We start from the raw sequence: 13,746 nt of genomic DNA on the forward strand, positions 1-13,746 counted from the left end.
GGCGTGCCAACCGGCACGCCCCGCCTCTTCGCCAACCTGTCCGCTCGCCCTGCCTCCCCATATGGGGCCTTTCATTTATTTGTAACAAAAATGCAAATGAAATGACCTCTGTGCCCGCCATAACAGTCACTTTCCCGCGTGTCTCAACCAAAAGGACTTCATGATGCACAAGCCCGTCAGTTATGCCGCCCTGCTGCTGGCCAGCCAGTTTCCGCTGCAGGCGCTGGCCGATACCGATGTCTACCTCACCAACAACAGCCCGGAGCCGGTCCAGCTGGAGATCCGCCAGAGCGGCTCCGGCGAGCTGCAGGCCGGCAGCCAGTGGATCCAGCACAGGACTGAGCTGGGCCCCTGGGAGAGCGCCATGGTGCTCAGCTTCAACCGCTACGAGGGGGTGAAGGCGGGCAAGAGCTATCTGTTCGAAACCCGGGTCACCACCCCCAGCGGTGACACCTACCGCCTCAACCAGAAGATGGAGGGCACCTGGTGGAACAGCACCCTGCAACACGGCGGCGAGACGCCGGCAGACAACTCAGGCTGGCAGAGCGATCGCGCCATCCACCGCCTGAACGGGCCTCAGGAGCTGGCCTTCGCCGCCAAGTTCACCGGCCGCTACGACGATCTGCACTACATGCTGACCCCGCCCAAACAGGTGGAGCAACCCGAGCCTGCCGAAACCAGGTTGAAGGTGGCCAGCTACAACATCTGGGCGCTGCCGGTGATCGCCTCCAGCATCGGCGAGCGGCTGGCGCTGCTGCCCGAACACCTCAAGGGCTATGACGCCCTGCTGCTGCAGGAGGTGTTCGACGGCCGCCGCGAGGGCTTCCTGCAAGCGCTGGCCAAAGAGTACCCCTACCAGACCAAGGTGCTCGACAAGCCGGGGGTCAACATCCACGACGGCGGCGTGGTGATCGTCAGCCGCTACCCCATAGTGCGCGAGGCCCAGCTGGTCTATCCCCAGTGCACCGGCACCGACTGCTTCGCCGACAAGGGGGTGATGTATGCGGAGGTGATCAAGGGGGGCAAGGCCTGGCACCTGTTCGCCACCCACACCGCCAGCTTCGACACCGACGAGGCGCGCCGCCTGCGCCAGATCCAGTTCGGCCAGATGCGCACCCTGGCCGCCAGCCTCAATATTCCCGCCAGCGACACCGTCATCTACGGCGGCGACTTCAACGTCAACAAGCGCAAGTTTGCCGATGACTACGCCGGCATGCTGGCCAATCTCAACGCCGACGAGCCGGCCTACGGCGGCTACACCGAGGCCACCTTCGATCCCAGGATCAACCCCTATGCCGGCGGCCCGCTCTCCGGCGGTGCCAACGTGGAGTACCTCGACTATCTGGTGGTGAGCCGGGAGTACGGCGCCGCAAGCCACAACCTCAACAGTGTCTGGATCCCGCGCAGCAGCGACGGCAGCCTCTGGCCCGCCAGCAACCTCTCCGATCACTTCCCGGTCAAGGGAGAGATCAGCCGATGAAGCGCCGTTACGGCTTGCTGGCGCTGGCGCTGCTGGCCTTGTTGCTGCTCAACTTGGGCGCACAGGAGGAGCCGGCGCGCCCGGCCTCCACCAGCCAGCCCCCATCGGGCGCCGCTGCGCCCGTGCAGGCACAGCTGCCAGGCTCCCCGACGCTCGCCTCGCCGGTTGCCGCCACACAGACCGGCTCCGAGCCACCTCCCGCCAGCTGGCGGGCCATGCCGGAGGCGCTGAGCCAGCAGCTCGCCAGCGAGGTAAGCGACAGCGATCTGCCGCTGGCCGAGCGGCTGGCCAATCTGGAAGGTGCAGAGGCCAGCTGGCTTGGCGAGGGGGAGAGTCTGTTTCGGCTGCAGGGGCGCTACGCCCTGGCGCTCGAGCAGCTGGCGCAGGAGAGCGAGCAGCTGCCGCTGGCCGAGCGGCTGGATGCCCTCAGCCGCTTGCAGGATGAGTGGGCGGTGGAGCACCCGGATCTGGCGACTGAGTTGTTCAACCCGGCGGCCCGGCTGCAGCAGGCACGCCAGCTGTGGGGGGACGAGGAGCTCGCCACCCTGGCTCGCCACTTCCTGCCGGCTGCAGAGGCCGAGGCGACCCTGCAGTTTGCCGCCAGCCGCCAGCAACAGCTGGATCAGCGCAGCCGCTACCAGCAGCAATTGACCGAGCTCGAACAGCAGCTGGCAGCCAGCCGGGGCAACATGGACGAGGCGAGCTGGCAGCAGCACAGGGAGGCGGTGCTCGGCCAGTTCCGGCGCGACTTCTTCGCCCGTGACACCGCCACACCAACGCAATGAAAAAAGGGCCCGTCGGGGCCCTTCGCATTTTCCTGGCCATCAGGCCAGCGGGTAGCTGGCCGCCACGCCGTTCTCGCAATGCCAGTTCGCCCACAGCTTGTCGTCGCTGCCCATCAGCAGGGTGGCGAAGTTGCGGGTACGCAGGTAGACGGGGGCGCCGAACGGCTTGATAAGCTCGGCGCGGATCAGCCGGCTCTCGTCGAGGTATTCGGGATCGTCGTTGGTCATGGCGAGGATCCCCATCCACTGAAACTGGGTGGGACAGGGGTGGACGATGCCGGAGGAGACCAGCTGATGTACGTTGAGCCCCTCCCGCTTGTCCTGAATGACCCCGAGGCACCCCACGTGCACGTCGCCTGAGAGGATCAGGGTCTTGCAGCCAGGCTCCTTCTGGCGCCGCTGCCTGGCGTTGTCCAGCAGCCGCATGATGAGGCGGGCCCGCTCCCCCTGATGGGCCTTGGCCCGCCAGTGATCCTTGAGATCGTCGGTCAGCTCCTCCTCCCAGGGGGTGGCATCGAACGCCGCCTCGGTGAAGGAGAAGTCGCGATAGACCACGGGCACCCCCGCCAGCACCAGCAGGTGGCCCGTGTCGCAGGCCGCCAGCGCGGCGTTGACCAGATCCCACTGGGACGGGCTCATCACCTGGTCGCGGGTGCGATTGGCCCGGTTGTCCAGCGCCAGGATCTGGTAGCCCCGAAAACCGAGCCGCCAGGAGTGGTGATTCAGCGTCTTGTCCAGCAACGCCCCGTTGGCGCCAGTGCGCAGCTGGAACAGCCGGAAGTACTTGGTGGCGGCGGCATAGATGGCCTGATAGACCTCGCAGCGCTGCAGATCCTCGGGGTAGCTGCCCCAGCCATCGAAGATGTCGTGGTCGTCCCACATCATGGCGCTCGGCACCCGGGCCAGCATGAAGGCAACCTCGAGGCGGCCCCACTGTTTGCAGTAGAGATCGCAATAGAAGCGGTCGAGCTGCTCCACCATGGCCCGGGTCACCTTGCGCTTGACCTTCTCCGCCCGGTCCAGCTCGTTCCAGGCCTTGAGGGTCGGCACGCTCGTCCAGAGGGAGTCCGCATAGACCTGATCTCCTCCCATCAGCAACAGGGAGAAGGGATGGGCCTTGTGCTCCGCGGCCAGCTTGTCCCACATGACGTAGGGGGCCGGAGTGGAGGTAAGCAGCTTGAAGTCGGAGAAACCGTTGCAGGAGGCGTAGCCTATCCGCACCGGCTCCTTCTTGCCCGGCAGATGGAACTGCCACTTGTCGTATCCCGCCAGATCCTGCGCCGGCTTGTTGTCCAGCAGGATCTCGTAGTCGACGGGGGTGCCGGCCTTGCTCTTGGGACTGGCCTGCCAGACCAACCGCCAGAAGCCGCCTCTCGGGGTATCCGCCTGCTTGCTGGCGGCCAGCAGCTCGCCGTTGATCCGCACGGCTGCACTCTTGCAACTGGCCTGCGCCATAAAACAGATGCTGTACTCGGTCTCTGACTCGAGGCCCAGCAGGGGGCCCATTACCAGACTGGTCATTCGTCATCCCTCCATGGTGAAACCCATGGAGCATAGCGAAGCGACCGCTATTTGATAGTGACCAGGTGGGCAAACAGAAAGGGTCAGGGTTTGGCCCCGACCCTTTCACTGTCTGGTGCTGCGATGAACCGGCCTGTCACGCCGGTCATGACGGGGTCGCTACGCCTTGCCCTTGAACTGTTTGACGCTGCGCTTGGCCTGGGTGCGACGGTTGGCCTGCTTGTCGCGGGGGGCGCGCTTGCCCTCCCCGCTGGCTGGCTTGTCGGTCACCGGGAAGCCGGTGAGCTCGGCCAGCGGCAGCTTGCGACCGGTGAGGGTGCGGATCGCCGCCAAGGTGTCGGCCTCGCCATGGCAGGTGAGCGAGATGGCGAGCCCGCTGCGCCCTGCCCGGGCGGTGCGGCCGATGCGATGCACGTAGACGGGGGCGCTGGCGGGCAAGTCCAGGTTGATCACCAGCGGCAGCGCCTCCACGTGAATGCCGCGCGCCATCAGATCGGTGGCCACCAGCACCCGCACCTTGCCCGCCTTGAAGTCGCCAAGCGCCTGCTCACGCACCGCCTGCTCCTTCTCACCGTGCAGGGCCGCCACCGCGATGCCCGCCTTGGCCAGCTTGCGGGCCACCCCGTCGGCGTCGTCCCGCGCGCTGATGAAGACCAGCACCTGCGGCCACTCGTGGGCCTTGAGCAGGCTAATGAGCGCCGGTACCTTGCTGCTCTTGTTGACCAGATAAAGCCGCTCCTCGATGTCGTCAGCCACGCTGTTGCGAGGATCCGCCTCCACCCGCGCGGGCTCTTTCAACAGACCGGTTGCCAGCGCCTCCAGCTCGGCGGGCAGGGTGGCGGAGAAGAGCATCTGCTGCCGCGCGTCCGGCATCGCCTTCATCAGCCACTGAATATCGGGCCAGAACCCCATCTCCAGCAGGCGGTCCGCCTCGTCCAGCACCAGGGTGCGCAGGCCGGCCAGGGTCAGCAACTGCTGGCCCAGCAGATCCCGCAGCCGCCCCGGGGTCGCCACCAGCAGTTGCGGCCCCAGCGCCAGCTCGGCCTGTTGCTGCGCTTGTTCCACCCCGCCGCACAGGGTCACCAGCCGCAGACCCAGCCCGGCGGCCGGCCCCTGCAACGCCTCGCTCACCTGCACCGCCAGCTCGCGGGTCGGCACCAGCACCAGCCCCTGCACCTCTGCCAGGGCGGGATCCAACCGCTGCAGCAGCGGCAAGCCGAACGCCAGGGTCTTGCCGCTGCCGGTGCGGGCCAGCGCCAGCAGATCCCGTCCCGCCAGCGCGGCCGGGATGGCCAGTTGTTGTACCCGGGTCGGGTGCTGAAGATTGGTTGGCAGGGCCGCCAGCAGGGCGGGGGCAAGGGCGAGTTGGTCAAAGGTCATGGTACGGTACGGATAAGCAAGTGGGAGGGCGAAGTCTAGTGAGCGGGGGCCCATAAGTAAAACCCAATCCGCTCAGGTGCCGGGCCGCCGCGCCAGGGTGCCGCTGGCTACACTTCAGAAAACCTCTCAAGGCGGAGCTACCCGACCATGACCCGATCCCCCACCCTGCCCCTCTTGCTGCTGCTCGCCCTGCTGGGGCTGACCAGCCTGGGGCTCTCCCGTGCCGATCCCCAGGCCACCCCCGCCGCCAAACCGGTGCGCATCATCAACGCCCACCTCGGCGAGCTGCCGGGGCTGATCAATGCCGACAAGACAGGTCCTTTTGTCGATCTGGTGCGCGCCATCGACGATCTCTATCCGGATATCAGCATCCGGATCACCATCTATCCCCTCGCCCGGGCCATGGCCGGGGTGATCGCTGGCACCGCCGACTTCAGCCTGCCCGCCATCCGCAACCTGCAGGATGCCGACCTGCTGCCCTATCGCTTCAGCACCCGCAGTTTCGGCAAGGTGACCCACGTGCTCTACAGCAATACCGACCACATCATCACCCCCGACATGGCCTACGGCATAGTGCCCACCAAGCGGGATCTGCTGATCGAGGCCACCCCCGGCTTTCTGCCCATTCCGCTGCAGCGGTCGATGAGCATAGAGCAGTCCCTGCGCAAGCTATCCCGCGGTCGCATCGATGCCTTCATCTGGGCCCAGGAGGAGGCCGACCTGATGCTGCGCCGGCTCAAGCTCACCAACATCCATCGGGAACACTTGGGGGATTTCGAGGATGTCTTCATCATCGCCAAAGGGCCCGCCGGCGACGAGATGGATCGCTTCCTCGGCGAGGCGATTGACCGGCTCGCCGCCTCCGGCAAGCTGGCCGAGATCTACGCCAGGTTGCACCGCCCCTACGTGGAGTGGCAACCCAAGCCCCCATCGCAGCCGCTCGCCACCTCCCCCTGACGGCAGCCGCCCATAAAAAATCCCGCCGGGGCATGGCCCCGGCGGGATTTTTGTCGACCCGACGCTATTACAGCACGGCCAGGGCGGCGGCGTAGTTCGGCTCGTCGGCCACTTCGGCCACCAGCTCGCTGTGCAGCACCTTGTCGTGCTCATCCAGCACTACGATGGCGCGGGCAGCCAGACCCACCAGCGGGCCGGAGGAGAAGGCCACGCCGTAGTCCTGCAGGAAGGAGACGCCACGCAGGGTGGACAGGTTCACCACCTTGTCCAGACCCTCGGCGCCGCAGAAGCGGGCCTGGGCGAACGGCAGGTCGGCGGAGATGCACAGCACCACGGCGTTGTTCAGGCTGCTTGCCTGCTCGTTGAACTTGCGCACTGAGGTGGCACAGGTCGGGGTATCGACGCTCGGGAAGATGTTCAGGATTTTGCGCTGACCGGCGAAGTTCGCCAGGGTCACGTCACAGAGATCCTTGGCCACCAGGGAGAAGGGCTTGGCCTGTTCGCCGGCAACCGGGAAGTGACCGGCGACGGAAACCGGGTTGCCTTGCAGAGTAACGGTATTGCTCATGTTATGTCCTTGATTATCGAGGGAGGATCAGGGCCTCCAGTATAGGCCCGCCGGGCGGGGACAAACACCCGCCAATCACAGGGATATAGGATCGCCAAAGCACCCATCTGGAGGAGCAGAGAGAAAGGGGGTTGACCTTGGACTTAACACCAAGGTTTACACTCGGCTCAGTCATCCAGGATCCCGCAGGGGCGGGATCCCTCAAGAGGAACGCACCATGAGCAAATCCTGCTGCAGCCATCAACACGCCGCCCCCATCAAGGCCGTCAGCAAGGCGGCCGCCTCCCAGGCCGAGCACAGCCACACCAGCCACTGCTGTGACAACACGGCAACGGCCAGTTGCGCGGCCACCCCGGCTCCCCACGATCATCAGGCGCGCGGGGTCGCCGACGTCCCCGGCGACGAAGAGCCCCCCAGAGGGGGCTGCTGCACCGACACCCAACACGACCACGGCCAGCACCATGAGCAGGGTCATGCGCACGAACACGCCTCCGCCGCGGACGAGCCGCCGCTGGACGCCCCCGAGCAGAACAGCCGCCGCCACAGCTGGCAGGTGCTGGGGATGGACTGCCCCAGTTGCGCCCGCAAGATAGAGACGGCCGTCAGCCGGGTGAGCGGCGTGCAGCAGGCCCGCGTGCTGTTTGCCACCGAGAAGCTGGTGGTGGATCTGGCCCCCGGCCTCTCCCCCGATCCCGTCACCGCCGCCGTGCTGGCCGCCGGCTTCCAGCTCAAGGGCGAGCGCGCCGCCAAGCCGGAGTCTGGCCGCGAACGCGGCCCGCTGCAGACCCTGCTAGGCAAATATTGGCAACCGCTGTCGCTGGCCGGCCTGATGTTGGTGGCGGCCCTGCTGCCGAGCCAGATCGGTCAGCCGCTGTTTACCCTGGCCACCCTCTGGGGGCTGTGGCCCATCTCTCGCAAGGCGTGGGCGCTGACCAAGAGCGGCTCCCCCTTCGCCATCGAGACCCTGATGACGGTCGCCGCCGTGGGGGCCCTGTTCCTCGGTGAAACCGCCGAAGCGGCCATGGTGCTGCTGCTGTTCATGCTGGGCGAACACCTGGAGGCCTACGCCGCCGGCCGCGCCCGCGCCGGGGTCACCGCCCTGATGGCGCTGGTGCCTGACAAGGCGCTGCGCATCCGCACCACTGCCGAGGGCGAGGTGCGGGAAGAGGTGGCCGCCGATGAACTGCGTCCAGGCGACATCATCGAAATCGCTCCGGGCGCCCGTCTGCCGGCCGATGCCCGCCTGCTCGACGCCCTCGGCGCCTTTGACGAGAGCGCCCTGACCGGCGAATCCATCCCGGTGGAGCGCCGTCAGGGTGACAAGGTGCCCGCCGGCAGCCTGGCGGCGGATCGGGTGCTGCGTCTCGAAGTGGTGTCCGAGCCCGGCAACAACGCCATCGACCGCATCCTGCATCTCATCGAAGAGGCCGAGACCCAGCGCGCCCCCATCGAGCGCTTCATCGACCGCTTCAGCCGCTGGTATACCCCGGCCATGATGCTGGTCGCCCTGCTGGTGGTGCTGGTACCGCCACTCGCCTTCGGCCAGAGCTGGGACGAGTGGGTCTATCGCGGGCTGGCGCTGCTGCTGATCGGCTGCCCCTGCGCCCTGGTCATCTCCACCCCGGCGGCGGTCACCTCGGCGCTGGCGGCAGCCACCCGGCAGGGGGCCCTCATCAAGGGGGGCGCCGCGCTGGAGCGCCTCGCCCACATCGATACCCTGGCCTTTGACAAGACCGGCACCCTGACCCTGGGCAAGCCGCAGCTGACCGAACTGGTGAGCCTCAATGGCCAGCCTGAGGCCGAGCTGCTGGCACTGGCAGCGGCCATCGAGCAGGGCTCCCACCACCCGCTGGCCCGCGCCGTGGTGATGGCGGCCGGCGAACGGGGCCTCAGCCCCGCCGCGGCCCAGGAGTTGCGCGCCCTACCCGGCATGGGGGTGGAGGGTCGCATCGACGGCACCCTCTGGCAGTTGCTGGCACCGAGCCGGGTCGCCACCCTGGATGCGGCGATGCAGGCCCGGGTCGCCACCCTGGAGCAGCAAGGCAAGACGGTGGTGGTGCTCGGTCAGCCTGATGCCACTCCAGCGGCCCTGCTGGCCCTGCGCGACCAGATCCGCCCCGAGGCGGCCCCGGCCCTGCGCGAACTGAGCGAGCTTGGCCTGCAAAGCATCATGCTGACCGGTGACAACCCCCGCGCCGCCGAGGCCATCGCCGGCGAGCTCGGCATGGGCTGGCGCGCCGGCCTGCTGCCGGAGGGCAAGGTCGATGAGATCGCCAAGCTCGGTCTGACGCAGAAGGTCGCGATGATCGGCGACGGCATCAACGACGCGCCGGCCATGAAGCGGGCCAGCATCGGCATCGCCATGGGGGGCGGCACCGACGTGGCGCTGGAGACCGCCGATGCGGCGCTGACCCACAACCAGCTCGGCGGGGTCGCCGCCATGATCCGGCTCTCCCGCGCGGCACTGGCCAACATCCACCAGAACATAGCGCTGGCGCTGGGGCTCAAGGCCATCTTCCTGGTCACCAGCCTGCTCGGCATCACCGGCCTGTGGATTGCGGTGCTGGCCGATACCGGCGCCACCGCCCTGGTCACCGCCAACGCACTGCGTCTGCTGCGCAAGCGCTAAGCCGGCCGTTAACGGCACAACTTAAAGCCGCCCCCAGTGGGCGGCTTTTTTATTGCCTCGTCCATGAGCAAAGAAAAAGCGCGGCTGCCGGTCGGCAGTCGCGCTTTGCTTACTCTCTCGGTGTTATCCCACCCTTGGCAAGGTGGAATTCAACCCTGGGCTGCCGAGCCAGCCCCGGGCTCGATGGGAATGACTACTTGGCGCTGCACTCCTGGATCACCGCAGTACCGGCCTTGGCACCGGCCGGGTCAACTTTCACCAGCACGCTCCACAGCCCTTGCGGCAAGGTGATGCTGTTGTTGGCGCTGCCCGCCTGGGAGAAGGCGAACGGGTAACCGGTCTCCGCCTTCAGCGCACCGCCACCGTTGAGCAGGTACTCCTTGCTCCAGTCCTCGTTGGCCACCTTGAACTCGGTGCTGCCGGTGTAGTTGAAGGCCGCCTGATAGATGGCGAGATCGCCATCCATCCCCTTGTAGCTCAACTGGTACTGGGGCTGAGCGGCCCAGCCGGAGAGCTCACCCTTGACGAACAGGTTGTAGCCGAGCGGATTGCCCGTCACCGTGTCCAGCACCTTGCAGCTCTGCACCGGCTCGGTAAAGCTGACGCTCAGGGTGGGCTTGTCCTTGTTCATGGCGGTAAACACGAACTTGTAGCTGCCCGCCTTGGCCAGATCGAGCCCGATGTTGCCGGTATCGCCACCCTTGCAGAGGGTCAGCGGGGTGCCGACCACCAGCTTGTCACCGGCGTTGCAGCTGCCGTAGTTGAGGGGACCCCAGCTGGCATCCGCGATCTTGACGTTGGTGGTGCCCAGCTTGTCGCTGCTCACCTCGGTGGTGAACTCGTACATGAAGTTGCTGGTGAAGGTCATCTGGTTGGTGTTGCCCCACTCATCGAGGAACCCCTTCAGATAGACGGCGGTGTCACCAAACGGCGGTACCGTGCTCAGATCAGTCTTCTTGCCGACCGGCAGGCCGCTGCCCTGGGCACCGCTCTGCGGCTTGACGAACACCGCCGCCGACCAGGCCCCCAGGGTCAGGGTACCACCATTGACGGCGGCATCGCGGGCGATGCTCTCGCCGCCGTGGTGGGCCGGGCTCAGCTGCAGGCTGGTCAGATCGATGGGCTGATCGTTGCCGTCACGGAAGTCGCTGATGCTCTGGGGAGCATTGGTGGCGTTGATCATCACCACCAGGCCGTCGATAGCCGGATCCAGATCCGCCCCCGCATTGACGCCGTCATCCACCGTCATCACGATGAGGCCGGGCACCTGATCCGGGCCGGTATTGCGAAAATCGACCCGCTTGATCACCTCGGCGCCACTGCCCAGACGCAGCAGACGGGAAGATTGACGCAGCTCGGCCAGCTCCTGATAGAAGCCCACCATGGTCGCCATGTCGGCACCGCTCGGCTTGACGTGCTTGCCGAGCACCTGCTCGATCAGCGGATAGTTGTCGCCATCCTTGTCTTTGCGCGGCAACCCCTTGTCGAAGTTGTTGTCGGCCAGGGTGTAGTCGACCCGGTTGTACCAGTCACCCGAGTCGTAGCTGTCCCGCTCCATGGACTTGGAGCGCAGCAGCTCGACACCGGCGTGGGTAAACGGAATGCCCTGCCCCAGCATGGCGGTGGCGAGCGATACCCCCTGCATCCGCACCAGATCGGCCCCTTGCGGCGCCTTGTAGATCAGGTTGTCGAACAGAGTCTGGTTGTCGTGCTTGTCGACGTAGTTCTGGATTTCGGTCGGATCCTGGGCATAGCCCGCCGGCTGACCGTTGTAGTCGATGTCGGCCCCCTTCTTCGGCATCCCGTCCTTGTCGGTCAGGATGAACTCCTTGAGGTTGCCCGCCATGCCGAGGCGTACCAGGTCGCTCTGATGCAGGGCGGTGGCGCGATCGACGCCGTCCATCTCGTTGGCATCCACCAGGGCGCCGTTGCCAAAGCCCTGGGTCTTGCGAATGGTGTCGCCGCCGTCGAACGGACTGCCGCCGCGCACCGCATCCCGCAGCCGGTCGGAGAAGGAGCCGATACCGGTGCCGGCCAGGTGTTTCTGGGTCGCCTGCACGAAGCGCTTGTCATCCTGCACCTCGCCGAAGTTCCAGCCCTCGCCGTAGAAGTACATCTCGGGGTTGACCTGCTTCACCGCGGCCAGCGCCTGCACCATCTGATCTTTCGGGTGGTGGCCCATCAGGTCGAAGCGGAAGGCGTCGATCTTGTAGTCGCGGGCCCAGGTGACCAGCGAGTCATCCATCAGCTTGGCGAACATGGCGTGTTCCGGCGCCGTGTTGGAGCAGCAGGTGGAGTTCTCCACCGAGCCGGTCTCCGGATTGAGGCGCTGATAGTACCAGGGCACTATCTTGTCGAGCACCGACTTGGGCCCCAGACCCGCCTCGTTGGTGTGGTTGTAGACCACGTCCATCACCACGTTCATGCCGATGTTCTGCTTGATGGCCTTGACCATTTCGCGGAACTCCAGGATGCGCTGGCTGCCCTCGGCGTTGGTGGCGTAGGAGCCTTCCGGGGTGGTGTAGTGGTAGGGGTCATAACCCCAGTTGAAGGAGTCGACGCCGCGCAGGTAGCCGTAAAGCTCCTGCACCTGCGGGTTCTCCTTGCTGTCGCCCCCTTGCAGATCGCCGAGCACGGCCTCGATGGTCTGGCCGCTGCTGCAGTAGCCGGCAAACTTGGAGTTCTGTACCTCGGGGTTGACCTGGCACAGCTTGCCGAAGTCGTCGCCGATGTTGGCGACTTTGGCCGGATCCTCGTTGACGGTGGCGATGTCGAACACCGGCAGCAGGTGCAGGTGGCTGACGCCGCTCCTGGCCAGCGCCTGCAGGTGCTTGACCGGCGCCGTGTCGGTATCGGTCAGGCCGAGGAACTTGCCGCGGTGCTCGGCCGGGGTGGAGTCGTCGTTGCCGGTCAGATCGCGGACATGGGCCTCATAGATGGTGATGTCGGCGGGGTTCTGCTGGCTGTGGGGCGCCTTCAGGCTGTCCCACCCTTCCGGCTTGAGGGCCGGATCGTTGAGATCCACCACCTGGCTGAACTCGGAGTTCATCGCCAGGCTCAGGGAGTAAGGGTCGGTCACCTGATAGGATTCCAGCTTGCGGCTGACCGGGTGATAGACCTGGATGTCGTAGCGGTAGAACTTGCCCACCAGCTCGCTGCCGCCCTGCACGCTCCAGCTGCCGCTGGCCTCGTCCAGGGTCATGGTGCGCTCGCCGAGCGACTTGTGCTGCTCGTCGAACAGCGCCAGCTTGACCGATCTTGCGGTCGGCGCCCACAGCCGGAAGGTGACATTGCCCCCCTCCACCACGGCGCCATAGGTCAGCTTGGTGGCCGCCTCGCTGTAGAGGGCATCGAGGGCGCCGGCGCTCTGCACCAGGGTCGCCCCCTGCAGAATGCCGTCGGCGTCGGTACCGATGGCCACCAGCTCACCCTTGAGCAGCGGCTTGAGATCTTTCCCGGCCGGCAGGGCGAAGGCGGCGGCATCCTTGAGATGCGGATACTTGGCCTGCTGCTCGGCAGTCAGGCTGGTCGGGGTAAGGGTGATGTAGGGGAAGTCGAACACCCCTTCCGCATTGGCCTTGATGGTGCCGGAGTCGGTGTAGTAGAGGCGGACATGGGGCTTGTCCTTGCCCCCTTGCCAGATCAGGGTGTTGCCGTCGATCAGGTGGGCACTGGCCCCCGCCACGCCGAAGGCGGCGGTGAAGGCCTCGGCCCGGCTGCCGAAGATCTCGTTCTTGCCGGCGACGATGGCCACGGTGCGGTCCGGATGATCGCTGAAGACCACCTTCATGTCGCTGCCGGTCAGGTTAGCCAGATCGCCGTTGCGGGCGATAAAGTTGATGCACCCTTCCACCTTGCTGAGGGGCACCACCCAGCTCGGGCCGAAGCCGTCGACCGCGGCCGGGGTGTTGGCCTTGTCGTCCCAGCCTGCGTTGAGGCCGCTCTCGGCGGTGGCGTTGCAGGCGTCGTTGTTCCACAGGTGCAGGCTGTAGTTGGCGAAGGGGCCAGTGACCCCGCGGGCGGCGCTGGTCTGGGTATCCACCAGGGCGATCACCGCCTGATCGGGCCCGGCCACCAGCTGTTCGGCCGGGGGTTGTACATTGGGCAGACGGGCGACTGGGCCGTCCGAGGGTTCCGGGGTGGGGGAAGTGCTGTTGTCATTGCAGCCGGACAAAAGCGCGAGCAGTGAGGCTGTTACCAGCGCCACCTTGGTCTTTTTCATATCCATTTTTTTATAATTCCCGCTGTAGTTAGTCTCGATATTCGAGTACCCGGTCATTGCCGAGCGGGGCCATATTAATCAGCTGAAATCGTTTCAAATGTGAGCAGGAAGGCAAAAAAGTTAACCTCTTTCAACAAGATAACGTTTTCATAACGAAAATCGGATCGGGCTCACAGACCCATCGTCCGTTTCGGCCCATACCAG

General features: G+C 66.0%; 8 protein-coding genes. 4 read left to right on the forward strand and 4 right to left on the reverse strand.

Going from position 1 to position 13,746, the window contains the following annotated elements; translation table 11 throughout:
• Positions 1-163 precede the first annotated feature (163 nt).
• A complete protein-coding gene (locus AB5Y98_RS13565) occupies positions 164-1,480 on the forward strand; it encodes a sphingomyelin phosphodiesterase (protein WP_139753309.1) in 1,317 nt (438 codons plus the stop codon).
• Complete coding sequence (locus tag AB5Y98_RS13570; RefSeq protein WP_201881964.1) at positions 1,477-2,265, forward strand: hypothetical protein; 789 nt, start codon at positions 1,477-1,479, stop codon at positions 2,263-2,265. The genes AB5Y98_RS13565 and AB5Y98_RS13570 overlap by 4 nt, the downstream gene beginning before the upstream one ends.
• A 39-nt stretch (positions 2,266-2,304) precedes the next feature.
• On the opposite strand, the gene AB5Y98_RS13575 is transcribed toward AB5Y98_RS13570, so the two are convergent.
• Positions 2,305-3,786 (reverse strand): alkaline phosphatase D family protein, encoded by a 1,482-nt coding sequence (locus AB5Y98_RS13575; RefSeq protein WP_368232075.1) that lies wholly within the window; start codon positions 3,784-3,786, stop codon positions 2,305-2,307.
• 159 nt (positions 3,787-3,945) lie between these two features.
• Positions 3,946-5,166: a DEAD/DEAH box helicase gene (locus tag AB5Y98_RS13580; protein WP_124249386.1), complete on the reverse strand. Its 1,221-nt coding sequence runs from the start codon at positions 5,164-5,166 to the stop codon at positions 3,946-3,948.
• Positions 5,167-5,313: 147 nt separating this feature from the next.
• Here AB5Y98_RS13580 and AB5Y98_RS13585 point away from each other — a divergent pair, with 147 nt between their 5' ends.
• Entirely contained in the window at positions 5,314-6,123 is an 810-nt protein-coding gene (locus AB5Y98_RS13585) for a transporter substrate-binding domain-containing protein (protein WP_019840840.1), read from the forward strand.
• Between the two features lie 67 nt (positions 6,124-6,190).
• Here AB5Y98_RS13585 and tpx read toward each other — a convergent pair whose 3' ends face one another.
• Positions 6,191-6,691: a thiol peroxidase gene (tpx, locus tag AB5Y98_RS13590; protein ID WP_005308624.1), complete on the reverse strand. Its 501-nt coding sequence runs from the start codon at positions 6,689-6,691 to the stop codon at positions 6,191-6,193.
• Between the two features lie 217 nt (positions 6,692-6,908).
• On the opposite strand from tpx, the gene AB5Y98_RS13595 reads away from it, so the two are divergent.
• Positions 6,909-9,320, forward strand: a complete 2,412-nt coding sequence (locus AB5Y98_RS13595; protein WP_368232076.1) for a zinc/cadmium/mercury/lead-transporting ATPase — start codon at positions 6,909-6,911, stop codon at positions 9,318-9,320.
• Between the two features lie 193 nt (positions 9,321-9,513).
• Here AB5Y98_RS13595 and pulA read toward each other — a convergent pair whose 3' ends face one another.
• Positions 9,514-13,548, reverse strand: coding sequence for a pullulanase-type alpha-1,6-glucosidase (gene pulA, locus AB5Y98_RS13600; RefSeq protein WP_368232077.1), 4,035 nt, complete (start codon positions 13,546-13,548; stop codon positions 9,514-9,516).
• Positions 13,549-13,746: the final 198 nt, after the last annotated feature.

Source organism: Aeromonas sp. s3 (genome assembly GCF_040907805.1).
GTDB lineage: Bacteria > Pseudomonadota > Gammaproteobacteria > Enterobacterales > Aeromonadaceae > Aeromonas > Aeromonas dhakensis.

What these genes read in the sequence shown, in the direction of transcription:
- AB5Y98_RS13565 (WP_139753309.1), top strand. Translation starts at nt 164, where the DNA reads ATGCACAAGCCCGTCAGTTATGCCGCCCTGCTGCTGGCCAGCCAGTTT.
- AB5Y98_RS13570 (WP_201881964.1), top strand. Translation starts at nt 1,477, where the DNA reads ATGAAGCGCCGTTACGGCTTGCTGGCGCTGGCGCTGCTGGCCTTGTTG.
- AB5Y98_RS13575 (WP_368232075.1), bottom strand. Translation starts at nt 3,786, where the DNA reads ATGACCAGTCTGGTAATGGGCCCCCTGCTGGGCCTCGAGTCAGAGACC.
- AB5Y98_RS13580 (WP_124249386.1), bottom strand. Translation starts at nt 5,166, where the DNA reads ATGACCTTTGACCAACTCGCCCTTGCCCCCGCCCTGCTGGCGGCCCTG.
- AB5Y98_RS13585 (WP_019840840.1), top strand. Translation starts at nt 5,314, where the DNA reads ATGACCCGATCCCCCACCCTGCCCCTCTTGCTGCTGCTCGCCCTGCTG.
- tpx (WP_005308624.1), bottom strand. Translation starts at nt 6,691, where the DNA reads ATGAGCAATACCGTTACTCTGCAAGGCAACCCGGTTTCCGTCGCCGGT.
- AB5Y98_RS13595 (WP_368232076.1), top strand. Translation starts at nt 6,909, where the DNA reads ATGAGCAAATCCTGCTGCAGCCATCAACACGCCGCCCCCATCAAGGCC.
- pulA (WP_368232077.1), bottom strand. Translation starts at nt 13,548, where the DNA reads ATGGATATGAAAAAGACCAAGGTGGCGCTGGTAACAGCCTCACTGCTC.